The organism is Flavobacteriales bacterium (genome assembly GCA_019694795.1).
Classification (GTDB): domain Bacteria; phylum Bacteroidota; class Bacteroidia; order Flavobacteriales_D; family UBA2798; genus UBA2798.
This window is the reverse complement of record JAIBBF010000021.1, coordinates 21,734-42,456: the sequence shown is the minus strand read 5'-3', so window position 1 is coordinate 42,456 and position 20,723 is coordinate 21,734. Positions and strand designations below refer to the sequence as shown.

The 20,723-nt window shown below is 41.4% G+C and carries 19 protein-coding genes; 7 read left to right on the top strand and 12 right to left on the bottom strand.

The annotated features are described in order from the left end of the window. Positions 1 to 146: 146 nt before the first annotated feature. From K1X56_08340 to K1X56_08330, 3 genes are read left to right on the top strand one after another with little or no spacing between them, the layout of a single operon-like run. Positions 147 to 4,508, top strand: a complete 4,362-nt coding sequence (locus K1X56_08340; protein MBX7094714.1) for a gliding motility-associated C-terminal domain-containing protein — start codon at positions 147 to 149, stop codon at positions 4,506 to 4,508. A gap of 8 nt (positions 4,509 to 4,516) precedes the next feature. Further along, entirely contained in the window at positions 4,517 to 5,545 is a 1,029-nt protein-coding gene (locus tag K1X56_08335; GenBank protein MBX7094713.1) for a PorP/SprF family type IX secretion system membrane protein, read from the top strand. Next, a complete protein-coding gene (locus K1X56_08330) occupies positions 5,545 to 5,967 on the top strand; it encodes a hypothetical protein (GenBank protein MBX7094712.1) in 423 nt (140 codons plus the stop codon). The genes K1X56_08335 and K1X56_08330 overlap by 1 nt, the downstream gene beginning before the upstream one ends. A 1-nt stretch (position 5,968) precedes the next feature. On the opposite strand, the gene K1X56_08325 is transcribed toward K1X56_08330, so the two are convergent. Genes K1X56_08325 through tsaE form a run of 3 tightly spaced genes read right to left on the bottom strand, consistent with a single transcriptional unit; the run spans position 5,969 to position 8,314 of the window. Continuing rightward, on the bottom strand, positions 5,969 to 6,670 hold the full coding sequence (locus K1X56_08325) for a hypothetical protein (GenBank protein MBX7094711.1): 702 nt from the start codon (positions 6,668 to 6,670) through the stop codon (positions 5,969 to 5,971). A gap of 13 nt (positions 6,671 to 6,683) precedes the next feature. After that, entirely contained in the window at positions 6,684 to 7,904 is a 1,221-nt protein-coding gene (locus K1X56_08320; protein ID MBX7094710.1) for an alanine dehydrogenase, read from the bottom strand. Beyond that, positions 7,901 to 8,314 carry a tRNA (adenosine(37)-N6)-threonylcarbamoyltransferase complex ATPase subunit type 1 TsaE gene (tsaE, locus tag K1X56_08315; GenBank protein MBX7094709.1) on the bottom strand — a complete coding sequence of 138 codons (414 nt, stop codon included), beginning with the start codon at positions 8,312 to 8,314 and terminating at the stop codon, positions 7,901 to 7,903. The genes K1X56_08320 and tsaE overlap by 4 nt, the downstream gene beginning before the upstream one ends. Before the next feature lie 116 nt (positions 8,315 to 8,430). Between tsaE and K1X56_08310 the strand changes: the two genes are divergently transcribed. Next, positions 8,431 to 8,796 carry an RNA-binding S4 domain-containing protein gene (locus K1X56_08310; GenBank protein MBX7094708.1) on the top strand — a complete coding sequence of 122 codons (366 nt, stop codon included), beginning with the start codon at positions 8,431 to 8,433 and terminating at the stop codon, positions 8,794 to 8,796. Here the strand turns inward: K1X56_08310 and K1X56_08305 are convergent. Together K1X56_08305 and K1X56_08300 are read right to left on the bottom strand one after the other, a co-directional pair. After that, positions 8,786 to 9,340 carry a DinB family protein gene (locus K1X56_08305; GenBank protein MBX7094707.1) on the bottom strand — a complete coding sequence of 185 codons (555 nt, stop codon included), beginning with the start codon at positions 9,338 to 9,340 and terminating at the stop codon, positions 8,786 to 8,788. The genes K1X56_08310 and K1X56_08305 overlap by 11 nt on opposite strands. A 54-nt stretch (positions 9,341 to 9,394) precedes the next feature. Continuing rightward, positions 9,395 to 10,003 (bottom strand): cyclic nucleotide-binding domain-containing protein, encoded by a 609-nt coding sequence (locus K1X56_08300; protein MBX7094706.1) that lies wholly within the window; start codon positions 10,001 to 10,003, stop codon positions 9,395 to 9,397. A gap of 28 nt (positions 10,004 to 10,031) precedes the next feature. On the opposite strand from K1X56_08300, the gene K1X56_08295 reads away from it, so the two are divergent. Further along, positions 10,032 to 11,333, top strand: a complete 1,302-nt coding sequence (locus K1X56_08295) for a hypothetical protein (protein MBX7094705.1) — start codon at positions 10,032 to 10,034, stop codon at positions 11,331 to 11,333. Positions 11,334 to 11,353: 20 nt separating this feature from the next. On the opposite strand, the gene K1X56_08290 is transcribed toward K1X56_08295, so the two are convergent. From K1X56_08290 to K1X56_08275, 4 genes are read right to left on the bottom strand one after another with little or no spacing between them, the layout of a single operon-like run. After that, a complete protein-coding gene (locus K1X56_08290) occupies positions 11,354 to 12,415 on the bottom strand; it encodes a mannose-1-phosphate guanylyltransferase (GenBank protein ID MBX7094704.1) in 1,062 nt (353 codons plus the stop codon). Positions 12,416 to 12,447: 32 nt separating this feature from the next. Continuing rightward, a complete protein-coding gene (locus K1X56_08285) occupies positions 12,448 to 13,734 on the bottom strand; it encodes an aminotransferase class I/II-fold pyridoxal phosphate-dependent enzyme (protein MBX7094703.1) in 1,287 nt (428 codons plus the stop codon). A 42-nt stretch (positions 13,735 to 13,776) separates the two neighbouring features. Then, positions 13,777 to 14,391: a sprT domain-containing protein gene (locus tag K1X56_08280; protein ID MBX7094702.1), complete on the bottom strand. Its 615-nt coding sequence runs from the start codon at positions 14,389 to 14,391 to the stop codon at positions 13,777 to 13,779. A 14-nt stretch (positions 14,392 to 14,405) separates the two neighbouring features. Continuing rightward, on the bottom strand, positions 14,406 to 14,642 hold the full coding sequence (locus tag K1X56_08275) for a hypothetical protein (GenBank protein ID MBX7094701.1): 237 nt from the start codon (positions 14,640 to 14,642) through the stop codon (positions 14,406 to 14,408). Here K1X56_08275 and K1X56_08270 point away from each other — a divergent pair. Together K1X56_08270 and K1X56_08265 are read left to right on the top strand one after the other, a co-directional pair. Next, entirely contained in the window at positions 14,641 to 15,390 is a 750-nt protein-coding gene (locus tag K1X56_08270) for an ABC transporter permease (protein ID MBX7094700.1), read from the top strand. The two genes, K1X56_08275 and K1X56_08270, sit on opposite strands and share 2 nt — an antisense overlap. Then, a complete protein-coding gene (locus tag K1X56_08265; protein MBX7094699.1) occupies positions 15,387 to 16,145 on the top strand; it encodes an ATP-binding cassette domain-containing protein in 759 nt (252 codons plus the stop codon). The genes K1X56_08270 and K1X56_08265 overlap by 4 nt, the downstream gene beginning before the upstream one ends. 103 nt (positions 16,146 to 16,248) lie before the next feature. Here the strand turns inward: K1X56_08265 and K1X56_08260 are convergent, their stop codons facing one another. From K1X56_08260 to K1X56_08250, 3 genes are all read right to left on the bottom strand, one after another. Beyond that, a complete protein-coding gene (locus K1X56_08260; protein MBX7094698.1) occupies positions 16,249 to 16,386 on the bottom strand; it encodes a hypothetical protein in 138 nt (45 codons plus the stop codon). Between the two features lie 176 nt (positions 16,387 to 16,562). After that, positions 16,563 to 18,443 (bottom strand): T9SS type A sorting domain-containing protein, encoded by a 1,881-nt coding sequence (locus tag K1X56_08255; GenBank protein MBX7094697.1) that lies wholly within the window; start codon positions 18,441 to 18,443, stop codon positions 16,563 to 16,565. Between the two features lie 198 nt (positions 18,444 to 18,641). Beyond that, the gene (locus K1X56_08250; GenBank protein MBX7094696.1) at positions 18,642 to 20,522 is read right to left on the bottom strand and encodes a T9SS type A sorting domain-containing protein; all 1,881 of its coding nucleotides are present in this window, start codon (positions 20,520 to 20,522) and stop codon (positions 18,642 to 18,644) included. Positions 20,523 to 20,723: the final 201 nt, after the last annotated feature.

Genomic DNA, 20,723 nt, shown 5'->3' with positions numbered 1-20,723 from the left:
GGTTTTCATCATTATCGACGGGATTTTTTTTCCATCTCACCATTTTCTGTATAGAATAAAACAAAATAGCCTTTGAGGGGGCAGCCCCCATAACAGAAAATTCCTGCTGGGTAATTTTGTAACGAAGATTTCTAAACCCAAGTACTATGAAATTCTCTTTGAAATTGTTTTCTGTATTTTCTCTTCTGATTGCGCCACTATTCGCGAAATCACAATCTGAAAAATGGAAGCATAATCCATTCGAGTCGAAAGCATTTATTGAAAATAAAGGTCAGTTTATCCTTCCGGCCCAAAATGGATTTAATAATCATGTGGTATTCGGACATGATGGTCACTATGAAAATTATTTTTTCACACCCAGTGGTATGGCCATTGTTTTGGAATCGCAAGCCAAACGAAAAAAATCGGATGAAGAAAAAGCTGCGAGAAATGCCAGAAAAGAACAAGGATTTAATTCGTTAAAGGACTGGCAGGTTTTTGAAAAAGAAGGAAACCGTTTAGATTTTAATACCGAGATAGTTTACTGTAACTGGATCAATGCTAATCCAAATGCTGAAATTGTTTCTTCAGAAAAAAATAATTTTACGCATACCTATAGTTTCTACGATGCAAAGGGGAAATTGACGGACGCAAACAATATCCCTTCTTATAAAAAAATCACCTACAAAAATCTCTATAAGAATATTGATGTGGTGTATGAATTTCACCCTGAAAGCGGTGTAAAATATTCAGTCATTCTTCACCCGGGTGCCAAGGTTGAAGATGTAAAACTGCATTATTCTAAAAACATTCAATTAATGGAAGACGGAACAATCCGGACTTCTACTTCATTCGGAGATATCATCGACCATGCTCCGGTTACTTTCTACCAAAACAACGAAAGCCAGAAAATAAAATCGGTTTATAAAGTCGATAACAATACCATTTCCTTTTCACTCGAAAATTACGATGCAACAAAAACAATTGTAATCGATCCATGGACTCAATCCCCTGCCTTCAATACCAACTGGGATTGTATCTGGGAATGTGAATCGGATGCTGCAGGAAATGCATACATCATTGGAGGAGTAATGCCATTGCAATTAATTAAGTACAATTCAGCCGGTGTGCAACAATGGGTGTATAATACACCATACGATACGACTTCATGGTTGGGGACATTCGCCGTGGATGATGCAGGGAATTCATATGTAACTAATGGATCAAGCGCAGCCATTGTAAAAGTAAATACATCAGGAACAGTCGTGTGGAATAACCCGAATCCAGGTGGATTATTTTCCAGTACCGAATTTTGGAATATTGCATTCAATTGCGATCAAACCAAATTAGTAATTGGCGGAACAGGTGGAGTTTTACCTCCCCTTCCCTATATCTATGATATCAATATGAATACCGGAAATGTAACTGCCAGTGTTCAGGTAACAGGTTCCACCATTGCAGGGATTCCACCAAACACACAAGAGGTTCGTTCCATTACTGCAACTACAAATGAAAAATATTATTTCCTTACGCACGACTCCATCGGATACGTTGCGCAGGATTTAAGTAACTGTCCAGGACAAAGCGGTCCATTTCACGTTGAAAACGGCGGATATAATTTCTCCTATAAATGTGAAAACTGGAGATATGATAATACAGGAATTGAAGCGATTGCCTATTACAATAATTTTGTATTTGTAAACAGAGGAACACGTTTAGATAAACGTGATTTTAACACCGCCGCAATCATTGCATCTGCCACCATTCCCGGAGGAGGATTTACGGCAACACTCGGACAAAACCAAACGCAAAACAGCGGGATTGTTATCGACAACTGCGGAAATATTTATGTAGGATCAAAAACCGGCGTTTACAAATTCGATCAGAATTTAAATCAATTGCAATTCTTCGCTACTACATTTAATGTATATGATGTTGCTATTACATCCACCGGCGATTTAATTGCTGCAGGTTCTACCGGAAATTCAGGAAGCAGTTCAAGAACAGGATCCGTTCAATCATTCGCTGCTTCTGCATGTGCGCAAATTGCTACCACATGTTGCGATCCAACAATTTGTCCTCCCGGAAATCTTTGTACATCCGATTCACCTATTACTTTAACACCGGGAACAGCAGGTGGAACCTGGAGCGTATCTCCTGCAACAGTTGCATTTAATTCCAGTACTGGTGTATTTACTCCGGCAAGTGCAAGTCCGGGTACTTATACAGTGACGTATACATTACCATGTGGATCATCAACACAATCGATTGTTGTTTCCTCTTGCGCACCATTAAGTTTATGTCATGAAACAAACGGAAGTTATACCGTGTCGGGAGGAACAGGTCCTTATACCTGGCAAAATGGAACAATGGTTTCAACTTGCGTTGCGGGATTAGGACTTTGCGGTGGAAACTTTGGTCAAGTTGCTGGTCCGCCTGCTTTAACCTGGATTAATTTTAACACCGGAACCAATGTCACCCCCGGTGCAGGTATAGATAGTATTCAGGTGGTGGACGCCAATGGAACAACCATTACGTATTTTAATCTTGCAACCATTCCGGCATGTACTGCATGTCCAACAATAACCATTAGCACTTCATCGCAAGTAAACGTGAATTGTTTCGGACAATCCACCGGAAGTTTTTCTGCCAGTTCATCAGGAGGAGCTTCTCCTTACGATTATGTTTTAACATTGGGTGGAAATACCATTTCAACCTTTAACAATGTAGCAGGATCACAAGCCTTTTCTTCATTGGCAGCCGGAACTTATACGGTAACCGTAACCGATAACAATAACTGTACGGGAACAACTACGGTAACCATTACACAACCCGCTTCTGCACCTTCGGTGACGGTGAGTTCTACCACTCCTGCAACCTGCGGAAATAACAATGGATCTGCAACTGCATTAGCGAGTGGAGGAACAGGTGCATTTGGTTATTCATGGAATTCATCACCGGTGCAGAACACAGCAACAGCAACATCACTCGGTGCAGGAAATTATATTGTTACAGCAACCGATGCAAATGGATGTACCGCAACCGCAAGTACAACAATTACCTCTTCGGGTGGACCAACCGTTACTACTAGTGCACAAGTGAATGTATTATGTTTTGGTCAGTCCACCGGTAGTTTTACAGCAACAGCTAGTGGAGGATCATCGCCTTATGATTATGTTTTAACTCTCGGAGGAAACACAGTTGCCACATTTAACAATGTAGCAGGATCACAAAATTTCTCTTCGCTTGCGGCAGGAACTTATACGGTAACCGTTACTGATAACAACAACTGTGTAGGATCAACTACCATCACTATTACGCAACCGGCCACTGCAGTAAGTGTCACCACCACTACAACACCTGCTAACTGCGGAGCAAGTGATGGAACAGCTACTGCCAATGGAACTGGAGGTACAGGTGCAATTTCGTATTCGTGGAATACGAGTCCCGCACAAAATACAGCCACTGCCACAGCACTTGCTGCAGGATCTTATACCGTAACTGCAACGGATGCGAATGGATGTACTGCAACTGCCAGTGCAAACATCAGTAACGTTGGAGCACCAACCATTACATTAAGCACGCAAACGGATGTCACCTGTAACGGTGATGCCGACGGAACAGCAACCGTAACTACCAGCGGAGGAACGCCACCAACTTCCGTTACATGGAATACAACACCAGCACAAAGTGGAAACACCGCGAGTGGATTAGCAGGAGGAACTTACACTGCCACCGTAACCGATGCATCCGGTTGTAGCGCCAGCATCAACGTAACGATCATTGAACCTGCTGCACTTGCAGTAACGGTAACAACAACAAGTGCCAACTGTGGTGCGAATGATGGTTCAGCAACTGCAACGGTGAGTGGAGGAACAAATCCTTTTGGATATTCCTGGAATAGTGTTCCATCGCAAAACGGAACAACTGCAACTAATCTTGCAGCAGGAAATTATACAGTAACCGTAACAGATGCCAATGGATGTACGGCAAGTGCAAGTGGAACTATTTCTACCATTGGTACAGCGAATATTTCTGCCGGTGCAGATCAAATTATTTTGCAGGGCGACAGCGTGCAGCTTTCTGCAACAGGAGGAATTGTTTACACATGGACACCAACCTCAAGTTTAAGTTGCAGCAATTGCGCTAATCCTTATGCTTCGCCAAATACAACTACCACCTATATCGTTAACGGAACAGATGCAAATGGATGTTTTGGAAGTGATACCGTAATAGTAATTGTAGATATGCCATGCGGCGAATTGTTTGTTCCAACAGCCTTCTCACCCAATGGTGATGCTTCGAACAATACGTTAAAAGTTTATGGTAATTGTATACAGGAATTATACTTCGCTGTATTCGACCGCTGGGGAGAAAAAGTATTTGAAACCACCAATCCGGCAGAATCCTGGGATGGAACCATTCGCGATAAGCCAATGAACGGTGCTGTATTCTTTTACTACCTCACTGCTACACTCACCAATGGTGAAAAAATAGAAAAACAAGGAAATGTAACGCTCTTTAAATAATGATGATCATGAAAAAAACAGTTGCGATTCTGACAATCATTATTCCTTCCGTGGTATTCGGACAGGACATTCACTTTTCTCAATTCTACATGGCTCCCATGCAGCTTAATCCCGGTAATGCAGGGAATGAATCTGAGATTCGTGCTAACGTAAATTATAAGGAACAATGGAAAAGCGTTGCTTCACCTTATAAAACCATCGGTGCATCTTACGACATGCGTTTTGGTGAAAATAAAAACGGATTCTGGGCCGGAGGTATTTTCTTTTATTCAGATCGTGCAGGCGATGCAAAAATGGGTGTGATGCAAGGAAATCTGAATGTAGCCTATCACTTGAAAATTGCAGACGGACAAACGCTTGGTCTGGGTGTAATGGGTGGCTATGCGCAACGATCCGTAAATACTACCAATCTGCAATGGGGTGCACAGTATGATGGAACGGCTTATAATCCGCTTTTACCAACAGGAGAATCTGCATCTGGTAATTTCACCAAATCATTTCTTGATTTAGGAACAGGAATCGCGTACACCTATAAACAAGGCGAAAAAAATCTGACCGGTAACAATCAGATTATGGCAACAGGTGGACTCGCTGTTTTCCACGTTCACAAACCTGATTATTCATTTTTAGGAGATGGTTCAGAACGTTTGTATCGTAAATATGTTTTATATGGAAATGCTTTGTTCGGAATCCCGCATTCACGCATTAGCATTGTTCCGGGATTGAGTTATAGTTTACAGGGAGGATCAAGAGAATTAGTAATGGGAACAAATGTCCGGTATCGCCTTGTGGAGGATGCACATTTCACCGGATTTGTAACCGGTTCTTCTATTTCATTAGGATGTTTTTACCGGAATAAAGATGCGGTAATTTTAACCACCCTATTGCAATTTGGAGGATATGCAGTCGGATTCAGTTATGATCTTAATGTTTCGGATTTAACACAGGCAAGTACTGGAAGAGGCGGAATGGAAATTGCGCTTCGCTTTGTATATCCTTCTTCAGGTTCTAAAATCCGTTCAAGCCGTTTCTTGTAATGATTCCCTTTGCGCAGGAATTAATTTTCAATTGCAAAATTGCCTCAGCCCGATTTATTTCGGAAGATGTCTTTATTGTCACCTTTCGTGATTCAGATAAACCGGTCACACTCGAAGAGTACAAAGAATTACATGAAGGCTGCCTGTCGATGATTGGAGACAGAAAAGTTGTATCTCTGGTTGACTTGCGCGGAAAACGAGTTTACTTCAGCAAAGAAGCTCGTCAATTTGCATCAAAAAGTAGTCGCCTTAACGAACACAGAGTAGCAGAAGCGATATTGGTCGACAATTCCGCCATTCAAATTGCTGCAAATTTCTACCTGAAAATTTTTAAACCACCCATTCCATCTAAAGTTTTCAGAAATGAAGAAGTTGCTTCACAATGGCTAGGTATGCAATTAAATGAAATATTAAATCATTGAATTACTCGCAATTCATCGTGGTCGTATCGCCTTCCACAATTACATCGATGATTCGGTTTTTCTTTTCTGCCATTTCTACCTGTAGCAGGACATTTTTCTTCCTTACAAAATAACGTGGATGAGGCTCCGATAAGGGAGTGCTGAGAACGTTATCAATTGTTCCGCTTTTTAAATAATTTACAACAGTATCCGGATGTAAACCATAATGATTCATTTTACAGTTTCCGGTTTCGGTGATGGAAATATCTTTTTTCAAAAACATTTTTTTCACCATTTCATCGGGCATATATAATATATGCGCATCCTTATCGTCTTTATCTCCACAATTACACTTCTCGGAACTGATTACTCCACTGATCAACGTGGTTGTGTCGTGCAATATAAATGCAAGCTTATATTCCTTTTCATCGTTCAATCGCTCTGCGCTGATGACGTACATACGTGGTGTGGTTTGCACATTACTTTCCGAAAACAATACATCGCCGTACTGCAACAAATGGAAAACATCTTCATCGGTAATTCCGTGACATTCCATTACGCATTTCATCGAATCGGTGCGTGTAATTACGCTATTGGAAATTTTATCTAATACCCGATTTTGTGGTAACCATCCACATCCACGGTTTTGAAAAAAGAATACAGATGCAATTAATCCAATGGAAACACCAATGAGATAATAACGAAAACGTTGCCAGAATTTCATGTTTCAAAAATAATCAGAGTCCGGCAGAAAGCAAGTCAATATCTTTATACGGGAGTCCAAACGCCTCACCTAAAAGAGGATTTGTGAGTGTTCCATTCAGAATATAAACACCACCTCTAAATCCGAAATCCGATTTAATCAGTCGCTCAGCACCACCTTTGTCGCCAAGATTAATTAATACCGGCGCAAAAATATTACTCAGTGCATAAGAGGCCGTACGGGGAACGCGGGATGCAATATTCGGAACGCAATAGTGAATTACGCCATGTTTCACAAAAACGGGATTGGTGTGGGTGGTAACTTCCGAAGTTTCAAAACAACCTCCCTGGTCAATGGAAACATCAATCAGTACCGATCCTTCTTTCATTCCTTCAACCATGGTTTCTGTCACAACACAAGGCGTTCTCCCTGCTTTAGCACGAATGGCGCCAATAACCACATCGGCCGATTTCATCGCTTTTTCCAAAACGCGTGGCTGAATAATGGAGGTATTAATGCGCATTCCCAAATCGTTTTGTAAACGACGCAAGCGATACAATGAATTATCAAACACTTTTACGGATGCACCCAAGCCCAATGCGCTTCGGGTTGCGTATTCACCTACCGTACCGGCGCCAAGGATTAATACTTCTGTGGGAGTAATTCCTGCAACGCCTCCCATAATCATTCCTTTTCCGTTATTGGATTTACTGAGGTATTCCGCAGCAATTAAAATACTGGTGGTGCCCGCAATTTCTCCCATGGAACGAACCACCGGAAAAATACCTTCTTCATCACGAATGTGTTCCCATGCTATGGCAGTGATTTTTTTGGCCATTAATTTCTTCAGCGTATCCTTTGGCTGAACACTCAACTGCAATGCAGAGATGAGGGTTTGACGAGGATGCATCAGGTTAATTTCATCGTGACTCGGCGGTGCCACTTTCATGATGATATCGGCCTTAAACACTTCAGAAGTATCGTAAGCGATCATGGCTCCTGCCTCGCTGTATTCGTTATCCGAGAAATTGGCTGCTTTTCCCGCATTGGTCTCCACCACTACTTTATGCCCATTGCTCACCAACAACTGGACCGCATCCGGCACCAGCGCCACACGATTTTCCTGAAACGATGTCTCTCTGGGAATTCCAATGTACAAGCTCTTTTTCTTTCGCCCGATTTCAAGCATTTCTTCCTGCGGCATCATTACCGCTTCCATTGCTAAAGACTTAAGTGCTTCCTGTGAAATTTTCATGGTATTTCTATTGAAATAATACGTTCTGTTTGAGACTTTGCCACAATCTTAATGTTTACGCAATCGGCAGGCAAAAGGTTTAAAATCTTTTCGGGCCATTCCATCAGGCAATAATCACCACTATCTAGATAATCTTCCAGACCAATATCCAAGGCCTCTCTTTCATTGCGGAGACGATAAAAATCGAAATGAAAAATGCGTTTACCTGAATTTAAGGGATACTCATTCACAATAGCGAAGGTGGGACTGGCGGTGGGACCCTCATAGCCTAAATGACGACAAATCGATTTGATCAAGGTGGTTTTGCCCGCTCCCATTTCGCCGTAAAAGGCCCAATGCGGATAGTTTTTTAATAAGGCAATCATCGATTCGGAAACCATGTTCAGGTCTTCCAAACGATTTAATTCCATGATGTGCCTTTCCATGGATGCAAATATATCCGGCAGAAAGAAATAAAAATGAGCAGAGGAAAAATGAAATCCGCATTCATTTGTTAAGAAAGCGCGATATTTGAACATCAATGGCCATGCGAATCGATAAATACCTCTGGTGCATTCGGGTTTACAAAACCCGCACATTGGCTGCAGATGCCTGTAAGGGAGGTAAAATAAAGATTGGTGGTCAGCCCTTAAAAGCTTCCTATGAAGTAAAAAAGGGAGATCTGCTGGAAGTAAAAATTCAATCCATCATCCGAAAATACGAGGTACTGGATTTCCCCAAATCGCGTGTTGCGGCTAAGGAAGTAGAAACCTATCGCGCAGAAAAAACAGATCCGGCCGAAATTGAAAAATGGAAAACCATTAAAATGAACAGCGGGATTTTCCGTGAATCAGGAACGGGACGTCCAACAAAAAAAGATCGCCGGGATATGATTCGGTTTTTTAACGATTGATTTTTTCTAAAACGCGACTCGCCTGCAACACGTGTCGTTTTTCATGGTAAATCAAAAAATAAAAGAAATCGCCAAGATTCAGTTTTAACCATTTGGCAATTTCAATATTCACCTTCGTTTTTTGCAGGTCCTTGTCTTTCGCCAAATCCAGCAATTCCAATAATTCGTACTGATAAGCAAGAAAACGTTCAATCACATTCCCGTCAATGGGTTTGTCAATATAATTATGCCGCGCAATGGCTTTCATCTTTTTTCCGATATTATCCGGATGCACTGCTTTAATACAGAGTTTACCAAGAAAAGTACGGCGATGAAGTGACTGGGGACTCCCCGATTTTGCATGTTGCAGCGCTTTTCTAAATGCAGCATTATAATGGGCATTGTACGAGCAGAGATGCGCAAAACATTGTTCAATGGACCATGAATGCTCTTCCGGTTTACGCTGCACCATTTCTTTGTTCAGGACCGAAAACCGCGTTTGCGTTTCAGCAATGAGCTGTTCAACATCTTGTTTCAGATCGAGGATAAGTTCTTGATTGGTCATGATTGTTTTTTCGACAAATCTATTCCGTGTTTTAAGTGCAAAAATTGATCTATATCAAGAATTTTTAAGTGTTAATTTCCTTAGTCTGGAAAATGTCTCGGGTGTCATTCCCAAATACGAGGCTAAATATTTTTGTGGAATTTTTGCAATCAGTTCCGGACTCCGCGCTACAAAAAGCTGATAGCGTTCTTCTGCGGTGAAGGACATCAACTCCGCTTGTCGCCATTCAAATCCGGTCAATACCTCCTCCGCTGCCAATCTGCCCCAGCGTTCTACCGATTTAAATTGATCGTACAGCAACTGCATATTGTCGTAGGATATCGACAACAACACGACATCAGACAATGCCTCGATATAATATTTAGAAGCTCTTCTCGAAACAAAGGAGCCCAATGATGCACAATAATTCTTCGAATAGGTAAAGGCAATGGTATGTTCAATTCCCTCCTTTAAAAAATATCCCCGCAAAAAACCCGTTCCTACATAACTGATCCATTGTTCAACATCATGTTCGCTAACCACAGTTGCTCCCTTTTTAAAGGAACGAAAAACCGTCAGCTTTCGAATTTCTTCCCATTCCTCATCGCGCAGTTTCACCTTCTTCTCGATCACCGAGCGAAATTCTTCCAGGTATTTTTCTTTATCCGACTGCTTAATATTCATTCTTATGAATTGCAATAAATTTACGAACTTGAGTCCGAATATAAAAGGCACAATTTCTGCAATGGGATTTAACATGAACTTCCGCTTCTGCTTCCTCCTTATTCTATTTACATGCGTGTTCATGTCGAATCTCCATGCCCAGGAAGAAGAGAATGCCCCCACTACCCGATTCTGGAATTTCGGTGGGAATTTTGGAATTATCGGATGGTCGCCAACCACGATTCACCGCGAAACAGGAACGGAGCATTTCGTCCGGGTACCCAGTAAAGGATTCGGTTCATTATCCGATAACCAGGGAAGAACTTATCCGAGTTTGTTGGCCAATACAAGTATGGGAGTGAATGCCGGACACAGCTGGTTTTTCGGAGATGGAAATAATTTTATCGGACTCTACGGTGAGTTTCAAATCCGAAGATGCATCTATCAGTTTCTTCCACCGTTTCAATATGTGTACAACGGACAACTCATCGGTTATTGGGTGGAAATGGATAAGTATTTTTTGTATTCGGGCGGACTCCAATACGGAAGATACCTGAACAGCAATTCCGTTTTAGGCGGCGACAAATTCTTGTATCTGCGAAGTACATTCGGACAAAGCTCTTTTCACCGCAATGGATTTACACGAATTGAGACCGGTAAAACAGAAAATTGGTTAAACACTTCCGATACTGGATTTACTACTAAAACCATCCGTTCCAATAAAAACACCTATGTGATGAATTTCGAATTTGGATTTCGTCAGTTTAATGAAGACAAAACCAGATCCACCGAATTTGCCATCATGGTTTATTTACCGATGTCGCCTTCATACGTGCAGGAATATGAATTTTTCAAACATGGAAATTCGGTTGGAAAAAGTGAGGTAATTTTTCAGGGCAGCACCATTATGCTGAATGCCCGTTACAATTTCGGTTTACCCCGCAAACCCAAAAAGGAAAAAGTTAAACGGGAACGTAATTCCAATGCCATTGCCTCTCACCATAAAGTGAACGAACGTGATCTAGATATTCAAACCTCCATCACCACACGTGATGATTCAGTTGTACTCGAAATTTACGATCGGGGAATGATTGATGGTGATATTGTATCGGTCTATCTCAACGGTGAATTGATTCTCGACAATTTCACGCTTGCACGGGAGAAAAAGAAAGTCACGCTTCATCTCGAACCCGGCGAAAACTATGTGGTGGTAGTCGCCGAAAACATGGGCTCACAACCTCCCAATACCTCAGCGGTGGATATCGATTACGGATCTAAAAAGAAAAGCGTAGATGTGGTTTCCGATAAAGGAAAAAACGGGGCTATAGAAATATTCTATAAACCCCGTTAAGAGAAAAAATTGAAAAGAAATTAAACGAACTTATCGCCCTTTTCAACTTTAATATCATTTACAAATTGTTTTATTTTTTGCTCCTCAGATCGTTTGCAGATGAGCAGAATATTATCCGATTCAACTACAATCATATCTTCCAGTCCCTGAATAACCACCAATTTATTTTTAGGCACATTCACCATGCAATTGGAACTGTCGTAAAGTTTAACGGATCTTCCAACTACCGCATTCTTATTCTCATCCTGTTTCACATGGGTATACAATGAACCCCAGGTGCCCAGATCCGACCATCCGAAATCCGACAAAACCACAAATACATTTTTTGCTTTTTCCATCACACCATAGTCGATGGAAATATTTTTGCATTGCTGATAGGTATCCTGAATAAACCCCGCTTCGGCATCTGTTCCATATTTACCTCTGCCCTCAACGAATAATCCGTTGGTATGCGGCATATGTTTTTCAAATGCTTTTAAAATCGATTTCAAACTCCAGATAAAAATTCCGGAATTCCAGTAAAAATCTCCGCTTTCAATAAATTGTTTTGCAATTTCTAAATCGGGTTTTTCAGTAAATGTTTTTACCTTTTTTACTTGCGGATCAATGGTGTCAGCATCATCTTCAAACTGAATATAGCCATAACCGGTATCCGGTCTGCTCGGTTTTATTCCAAGCGTAATTAAACAATCTTTAGCAGAGGCCTGATCGAGTGCAAGTAAAATTGTCTCGCGGAAAACATCATCTTTTAAAATCAAATGATCCGAAGAAGCAACTACAATGCGCGCATCCGGATTTTCCGTTTCAATCCGAAAACAAGCATAAGCAATACATGGTGCAGTATTTCTGCGATCGGGCTCCAACAAAATGTTTTTCTCAGGAATCTCCGGAAGTTGTTTCATCACCTGCTCTTTGTACTGAGCATTGGTAACAACCAGCATATTCTCCGGTAAACAAATGTCTTTAAAACGATCGAAGGTCATTTGAATAAGCGTGCGACCAACACCCAATACATCGTGAAATTGCTTCGGGTTGGCAGTTCTGCTCATCGGCCATAGACGGCTTCCGATTCCGCCGGCCATAATGACTACATAATTATTTTTGTTGATAGAACTCATTGTAATTTGGAGAGTGAGGTTTTCAATGCATCATAAACCGCTTCCACATCACTTTTCTGTGAAGTTCCCACCGATAAACGATACCAGTTCGATTCAACCGACGCGCCAAATGCATAAAATGGAACAAGAGCAATTTTCGCATCATTCAGAATGTAGGAGGTCACCTTTGCTGTGGTATCCAACACTTCTCCGCTTGCCGTTTTTTTGCCCAATAAATTAATTTGAACCGTTAAATAAATAGCCGCCTGGGGAGCAATGGCATCAACATTGAATCCTTCACTTTTCAAACGCTTAAATACATTGTAAAAACCTTCGAGGCGGAATTGAATTTCATTTTTAAAATCGGCCATGTAGTGATCTACCGCTGCCGCATTATTCAGGTATTTCGCCGTAGCCATTTGTTCCGCTTTGGGCGACCAAGCTCCTACATGCGATAAAATCGATTTCATTTTTTCAATAACACGTTCCGGACCAAAAGCCCATCCAACACGAACACCGGTAGCAGCAAATGATTTGGAAATTCCATCAATAAAAATCGTGTAATTGCGCATCTCCGGACGAAGCGTTACCGGATCGAAATGTTTGGTTTCGCCATAGGTGAGCATCCAGTATATCTGATCATACATCAGGTATAACGGTTTTTGTTCCGGACTTCTTCGTTTATTTTCTTCCAGAATTAAATCGCAGATTTCTTCCAAACCTTCCTTAGAAAAAACGGTCCCTGTTGGATTCAACGGAGAACATAAAGCCACCATTGCTGCATCGTGTAAATGAGGACGAATTTCATCTGCAGTAGGCATAAAATTATTTTCCGGTGTAGTTTCAATCATTACACATTGCGATGAAGTAAGATGTGCATAGTGATTGTTATTCCAGGAAGGAACAGGGAATACCACTTTATCTTTCGGATCGATGATAGTGCGGTATACGGCATAGATAATCGGACGGGCACCTCCCGAAATCAGAAATTCATTTTCGGAATAATTTAATCCCATCCGGCTATTTGTGAATGATGCAACTGCTTTACGCAATGCTCCCATTCCATTTGCTTCGGGATAATTCGTTTCGTTTTCATCGTAAGCTTCTACGATGTACTGCTTCAATTCTACAGGAATCGGAAATATTTTCGGGTTAAAATCACCAATGGTGAAATTGTAAATCTTTTCACCTTTTGCCATTTTCTCGCGGATCTCACCGGCCAGTTTAATAATTTCTGAACCAATCAGATTTTCGGCCATGTGGGAAACCTTAAGAGTTCGTGCTTTTTCCAAAGAGCTTTGCATAGGTTAAAAGAATTTTCGCGAAGGTAAAAAAAGGAAGAAGAATTAAGGCTCTAAGAGGACAATTTCGGCCGTTCCGTTGATTAAATAAACATGACCCGTACCTATTTCCTTGCATTCATAGCGGGTTCTCAGTTTTTTACCCCGAATAAAGTCACGATCCGATAAGCGGAAAGCAACACCTTCGGAGATTTCTTCCAGTAAAATCTGACGAATACGGTCATAGCGCTTTAATGTACGCATCAAATCTCCGTCGGAACAACTCGAGGCCCCGGGATCAGCCATGTATTTCCGTAATGCTTTTTCAATATCATCAGGAAAAACGTGACGTTCTAAGAATGGACGCATCAGGTTTTTATATTCCCATTTCCATTCATCACCATGTGGTTTAACCCAGTTTCCATGTTTAAGCCAGCACTCTAAATGCGCAAATTCATGAACAGTGGTTACCAAAAATGAAAATGCATTGAGATTTCCATTCACGGTAATGCGATGTCCCTTGCCACCATACGGATGCTGATAATCGCCATACACCGAATTACGAGGCATGGTAATTCTAAAATGCACACCCGATTTTACAATCCAACGCGCAATGGTATCTGCAGTTCCGGAAGGCAAATAGGGAGATAACCTGTGCTCAAGTTCTCTTTCGCTAATCAAGAATCAAGAATTTATCAGGAACGTACTTCGTCCTGCTGTTCGGCTTTCATTTCCATACTCCAGGTTGGACAAGTATGGCATTTATTTTTCTTTCTGAACAAGCCACAAGAAGAAAGCACCATAGCTGCTAATAGCAAGGTAATCAGAGGGCGTTTTCCAATCATTTTCATAGTGTAAATATACGAAAACATAAGCATTAACGCAAGGAGGAGATAATTGTCGGGGAAAATCGTAATTTCGTGCCACATCATGTTTCTGCAGGGATTTTTTTATGAAATAGGCAGGTATTTCTTGTTTATGCGGTCGGCCTTTCGTCGTCCCGAAAAACTGCGTATCTATTATCATCGGTTTATCGACGAATGCATTGCACTGGGAATTAATTCCCTGGGTATCGTATCCATCATGTCGCTGTTTATTGGAGCAGTAATTACCCTTCAAACTTCGTACAACATCGACTCGCCTTTTATCCCCTTGTATACCGTGGGATTTACCGCGCGGCAATCCATTGTATTAGAGTTCTCCCCTACCATTATTTCACTGATTCTGGCCGGAATCGTGGGTTCGAATATTTCATCCGAAATCGGATCCATGCGGGTAACGGAGCAAATTGATGCCCTCGACATTATGGGCGTGAATTCGGCCGGGTACCTGGTGCTGCCAAAAGTATTAGGAGCAATGTTCATGTTCCCATTTGTCATTATTATTTCCATGTTCCTTGGCATTTTTGGAGGATGGATGTTTGGAGTAATGACCGGGGAAGTCACCACCCACGAATATGTTTACGGAATACAATATTGGTTTGACCCCTATTCCATTCAGTACGCCCTTACCAAAACAGTGGTATTTGCATTTTTAATCACCAGCATTGCATCCTACTATGGTTATCATACTTCGGGAGGATCCGTTGAAGTGGGACGTTCCAGTACCCGCGCTGTAGTGATCTCATCCATATTTATTCTTCTGGCCAATTACCTGCTCACTCAGTGGCTGTTGTTATGATTGAAATTAAAAACATATCGAAAGCATTCAGTGGGGTTCAGGTGTTGAACGACATCTCCGTCGATTTTCACCCGGGAGTGGTCAATATGATTATTGGTCAGAGCGGAAGTGGTAAATCGGTTTTTACCAAGTGTGTGGTTGGACTATTAAATCCCGATAAAGGATCCATTTTATACAATGGGAAGGACTTCGCCAATATGAGCGAAAAGCAACGATTGGAAATTCGTCAGGATATCGGATTTCTTTTCCAGTACAGCGCGCTTTTTGATTCATTAACCGTAGAAGAAAATGTAATGTTCCCGCTTAAAATGTTTACCAAAATGAGCAAATCAGAAATGCTCGACAGGGTCAACTTTTGCCTCAAGCGCGTTAACATTGAAAATAAAAATCATTTGTTTCCTTCGGAAATTTCGGGTGGTATGAAAAAACGTGTGGGTATTGCACGTGCCATTGCCATGAATCCCAAATACCTCTTTTGCGACGAACCCAACTCTGGTCTCGATCCGCAAACATCGATTGTAATCGATAACCTCATCGAAGAAATTACGAAAGAATATGGCATCACCACGGTGGTGATTACCCATGACATGAACTCCGTAATTGAGATTGGAGAAAATATTATTTTCCTCTACAAAGGCCAGAAATGGTGGCAGGGAACGAAGGAAGATATTATACGTACCGACAATAAAGAAATCAACGATTTTGTGTACGCATCCAAATTCATGAAAACGTTGAAGGACAAACTGGCGCAATAAAAAAGCCCCCGCCTTTCGACGAGGACTTTTTTCCCAAACAAAACCAAATAAGCATTACTCTTTATCGCGTGTAGCGACACATGTATTGAGGACAAAAAAGAGCCTAAATCATAAACCAGGGACTTGGCGATAATCCACCGGTACTTTTCTGAAAGAGTTTTTCTACTTTTTCATTTCTGGAGCTTTCGGCAACGGTGTTGTTGTTTTCACTCATGCTCCACTTAAAAATATATTCTATCATCCTTCTCATATTGCTTTCTCTTTCTTTTACAAATTTAACGCAAGAGTAAGCCCAATATTTACGTGGTTTAGGCATCGGATGAGTTTAACGATTGAAAGGGGGTAATGAACAAGTGAACGGTATAGTTAAAAAAAAAGCCCCGCTTTCGCGGGGCTTTTCTCATTGATAATAATCAATTATTCGCTGATAACCATTTTCTTGGTCATGCGGTTTCCGTTAGCAATAATGCTATAGTAGTAGATACCAGTAGCAAATTTTGTAACGTCTAAAGTCATAGTGTGGTTTCCGATTCCTTTGTTACCAAGGTCAGCAGTAGCAACAACTTTACCAGTAACATCAACCATTTCAAATGCTACATCCGCATTGTCTAAAAGGTTGAAACGGATAGAAGTTGTACCATTTGCAGGGTTTGGAACGTTTTGGAAAAGCTCAAGGTTACCGTTAGTGATTTCGTTTACACCGATTGAAGCATCAAAGTTGAAACGGATCATTGGGATTGATGTCATGTAGTACCATGTAGCATTCGTACCATCCAATAAGAATACAGTTTGCTGATCTGCTCCTGTACCACCTTGCATTACTACCAATGCTTCGTTACCACCGTAGTGATTAACTGCAGCGATGTAAGACCCACCAGCAGCTAAAGAAACTGGAGCAGGGAAAATGTTGTGAACCCAAGTGATGGTTCCGCCAGAAGAAATATGACCACTGTTTACAGTAATTTCAGCAGCACCTCCGCAAGTTTCGTCAACAATGTTGAAGTCACCTGTAGTTTGGTCTACTTCGTAAATCTGAGCACAAAGAAGCACTCCTGGATCGGTGTTACCGGTTAATGCAACATCAATTGCATAAACCGTTTGGTTGCTTAACAACTCAATCAGGTTACCCATTACATATGGATCGGAAACTCCACCAGTTTCACCATTCCAAAGACCATTTCCACGGTAAGTATTATCATCTTGTCCGATCAGTGTATTGTTCACCCAATGCTGAATAGTATCAGCGTTATTGGTCAAATCAGCATCATTCGCAATATTGTTATAAGCAGCAGCGATGATGTTGTTGTATGTTCCAGGTGTTCCGGCAGAAGTATAAACAGTAGTTGTAGTATCGTTTAAAGTAGCACTAGCGCAGGTACCTAAGTTCTGACCAGCACCCATTCCTGTGTAAAGAACAGTAAAGGTTGAATTTGTAACCTGAGCCACAACTTTTGCTCCGGTTTGAGCATTTGCACCACCATTACCAATAACACCATAATGTCTCATTGGACGAACCTCATTACTTGGGAAAATAGTGTAACGGTTATGGAATCCGAAGATATTCATATCGTCGCACTGGAATCCACCAGAAACGATGTTTACTTCATCAGCAGGCGCATCTTCAACTACAACATCATCAATAGCCCAGAACCAGTCCCAAGCACCTTGATAGTTGAAATTGATTAATACGTTAGACTGACCAGCAGCAACACAACCGATGTTAACCGATACTATTTCACCATTTGGTGAAGTAGTGCTGGTTGGGTATTGGCTGTTAACTACGAAGTCGGTCCAAGTAGAACCACCATCCGTAGAAATCTGAATCGTATGAGTTTCGAGGTAACGACGGTGATAGTTAGTAAAAGTTAACTGGCAAGATGCAGCAGCCGACATATCAATTGCAGCAGTAGTTGTCAGGTTACAGTTTTGTGTAGCAGTTCCACCAGCACCATCAGAATCCACATAAGCGAAAGTTCCGCCTGAAGCAGAGTTTAACACAGCATCAAATCCTTGAGTTACGAGTGAATTTGGAAGAGCAGTTCCAAAAACCCAGTCCTGAGCAGGAACTGAAGTGTTGGTACGTGTCCAAACTGTAGTTGGGTTGTTATCGAAATCATCGCTCCAAATGATGGCGCGGTTACCCGAATGCGATGCTCCGTTTACAACATCACGTTTTTCCATAACAGCAGTCTTCTTTACGTTGACCATAGCTGGAGATTTTGCAGGAACGCCCGTATTCTGAGCATTCGCAAAACCACCGGCAAGCAAAACGCATACTAGAGTAGAGAGTTTTTTCATAGCAGTTTTGATTGATTAATAAATGATTTGCGGTTTTAAAAATAAAGAAAATCCAATTTTGGCAAGGAAATTCGACTCTAAATTTAGTAACAAACAAGGGAAATCCATTGTTCACAAGGGGGAAATGTAGAAAAGGTCAGAAAAACAGGGTAAAAAAAAAGCGGGCACAAGGCCCGCTTTTCAAGGAGAAATCCTTAATTATTTGTTGATGATCATACGCTTAGTTTGACGCTCACCATTTACAGTTACAGAGTAGAAATATACTCCAGCAGCAAATGCATCAGTGTCAAGATTGATTTGGTAGTCACCAGCAGAACGAGTACCGAAGTTTTCGTTTTTAATTACTTTACCGGTTACGTCAACGATTTCGAAAGTAACGTTTGCGTTTTCGTTGATGGAGTAACGGATAGTAGTAGTTCCGTTTGCAGGGTTAGGAATGTTTTGTGAAAGAACAAAGTTTTCTGAAGCAACTTCAGCAACATTGATATCACAAGCACCTTCTACCATACGGATTTTAGGAACTGAAGTGAGGTAGTACCAAGTAGCGTTAGTACCGTCTAAAAGGAATACAGTTTGTTGTTCTGCAGTTACGTTAGGTGAAGACATTACAACTAATGCTTGTGCACCACCGTAGTGATTGATACCTGCGAGGTAGTAGTTACCAGCAGTTAAAGTGTGACAAAGAACAAAGTCAACCCAAGTGATTGTACCACCAGTTGAAATTTGATTCGAAGCAATTGTGATTTCATCTGCACCACCGCAGTTTTCAGCAACCAGGTTAAAGTCACCAGTTGAAGGATCTACTTCATAAATCTGAGCACAAGCAATTACACCTGCATCAGTAGAAGAAGTGAATGCAGCACGGATACGGTTGATGTCCATATCGTTTTTCGCTTCGAAAAGGTTAGCAAGAACGAATGCATCAGAAACACCACCTGTTTCACCATTCCAAAGACCACCACCAGTGTAAACGTTATCATCACGACCATATTGGTTAGCTGAAACGTAGAAGGTGTTCATCATGTCGTTGTTGGCAGGAGTTGCATCAGTAGCGAAGTTATCGTAGTTCGCACGGAAGGTGATGTCGAATGTATCTACAGCAGCTGCAGGTGTGAAAGCAGTAAGTGTAGTATCGTTCATTGAGCTTAATGCAGGAAGAGTTGCACCTGCACCGTTACCGGTGAATACAGTAGAACCAGCGCTGTTAACTACAGTTGCAGTTAAACGAGCGTTAGCTTGGTTGGCAGAACCTTGGTTTTCCATTGTACCAGCAAATTGAACTGAAGCGATTTGGCTGATTGGCATGATTCCGTAACCGATTCCATAACCCCAGGTGTTGTAAGAAGTAGGATCCATGTAAGCAGAAGCTGTTAAAACGAGGTTATCGTTTGGAGCAGTGTTTACAGAGAAATCATCTACACACCATCCGTATCCTGATCCGTATTGGTCATCACCAGAAGTTTCTTCCCAACGGAAACGGATTGTAACTGTTGCATTGTTACCGGCAACAGCAGAGATGTTTTGTGAAATGGTGTTCTGAACTGCAGTTGCATTTACAGCGTACTGCGTATTCAATTCGAATGATGTCCAGGTAGTACCACCATCAGTTGATACTTCAACAAACGTTTGGTCGGAGTTGAACGGACGGTAACGTTGTTCGAAATCAACAGTTACTGCTGCATGAGCAGAAAGGTCGATCACAGTACCGTAAGTTAATGTAGTACTTTGTGGATCTACAACACCATTGATAAGATACTGTACTCCGTTAAAAGTAGCGAATCCATTAGCAGCAGTAGTTGAAGCCATGTTACCCATATACTGACCTTGTTGAGTAGGCATAGTGGTAACAATTTCCCAGGTACCTTGACCTGTAGTAGCGATATTCCAGTTTCCAGCGTTGCTGAAGTCATCTGAAACAATCACTGCACGGTTTCCTGAGTTTTGAGCAGGAGTAACGATTTCTGAGAAGTTCTTGTCGATAGCGAACTTCTTCAGAGGAGCATTTACGTTGTTACGCACCTGCGCGAAGCTTACGCCACCAATCAATACCATCCCTGCGAGTAAGTAAACTTTTTTCATTGGATTGATAGGTTTATGGTTAGATTATTTGTTTAGTTGAATTATCCTGCAAATTAACAAAGATTTTACTCAAAAGAGACTCGCCTCACATGAAATGAAGGAAAGGTTATTTTTTTAACGGGAACGGCTAAACATTAAATACTTGAAAAACAGAACATTACCCCTTAAATCAAGATTCTAAACCTTTTAATTTTGTTTAGA

What these genes read in the sequence shown, in the direction of transcription:
- tsaE (MBX7094709.1), bottom strand. Translation starts at nt 8,314, where the DNA reads ATGGAATTAAATCGTTTGGAAGACCTGAACATGGTTTCCGAATCGATG.
- K1X56_08250 (MBX7094696.1), bottom strand. Translation starts at nt 20,522, where the DNA reads ATGAAAAAAGTTTACTTACTCGCAGGGATGGTATTGATTGGTGGCGTA.
- K1X56_08285 (MBX7094703.1), bottom strand. Translation starts at nt 13,734, where the DNA reads ATGCAAAGCTCTTTGGAAAAAGCACGAACTCTTAAGGTTTCCCACATG.
- K1X56_08310 (MBX7094708.1), top strand. Translation starts at nt 8,431, where the DNA reads ATGCGAATCGATAAATACCTCTGGTGCATTCGGGTTTACAAAACCCGC.
- K1X56_08300 (MBX7094706.1), bottom strand. Translation starts at nt 10,003, where the DNA reads ATGAATATTAAGCAGTCGGATAAAGAAAAATACCTGGAAGAATTTCGC.
- K1X56_08290 (MBX7094704.1), bottom strand. Translation starts at nt 12,415, where the DNA reads ATGGCCGGCGGAATCGGAAGCCGTCTATGGCCGATGAGCAGAACTGCC.
- K1X56_08265 (MBX7094699.1), top strand. Translation starts at nt 15,387, where the DNA reads ATGATTGAAATTAAAAACATATCGAAAGCATTCAGTGGGGTTCAGGTG.
- K1X56_08260 (MBX7094698.1), bottom strand. Translation starts at nt 16,386, where the DNA reads ATGATAGAATATATTTTTAAGTGGAGCATGAGTGAAAACAACAACACC.
- K1X56_08340 (MBX7094714.1), top strand. Translation starts at nt 147, where the DNA reads ATGAAATTCTCTTTGAAATTGTTTTCTGTATTTTCTCTTCTGATTGCG.
- K1X56_08270 (MBX7094700.1), top strand. Translation starts at nt 14,641, where the DNA reads ATGTTTCTGCAGGGATTTTTTTATGAAATAGGCAGGTATTTCTTGTTT.
- K1X56_08335 (MBX7094713.1), top strand. Translation starts at nt 4,517, where the DNA reads ATGAAAAAAACAGTTGCGATTCTGACAATCATTATTCCTTCCGTGGTA.
- K1X56_08320 (MBX7094710.1), bottom strand. Translation starts at nt 7,904, where the DNA reads ATGAAAATTTCACAGGAAGCACTTAAGTCTTTAGCAATGGAAGCGGTA.
- K1X56_08305 (MBX7094707.1), bottom strand. Translation starts at nt 9,340, where the DNA reads ATGACCAATCAAGAACTTATCCTCGATCTGAAACAAGATGTTGAACAG.
- K1X56_08330 (MBX7094712.1), top strand. Translation starts at nt 5,545, where the DNA reads ATGATTCCCTTTGCGCAGGAATTAATTTTCAATTGCAAAATTGCCTCA.
- K1X56_08325 (MBX7094711.1), bottom strand. Translation starts at nt 6,670, where the DNA reads ATGAAATTCTGGCAACGTTTTCGTTATTATCTCATTGGTGTTTCCATT.
- K1X56_08255 (MBX7094697.1), bottom strand. Translation starts at nt 18,443, where the DNA reads ATGAAAAAACTCTCTACTCTAGTATGCGTTTTGCTTGCCGGTGGTTTT.
- K1X56_08275 (MBX7094701.1), bottom strand. Translation starts at nt 14,642, where the DNA reads ATGATGTGGCACGAAATTACGATTTTCCCCGACAATTATCTCCTCCTT.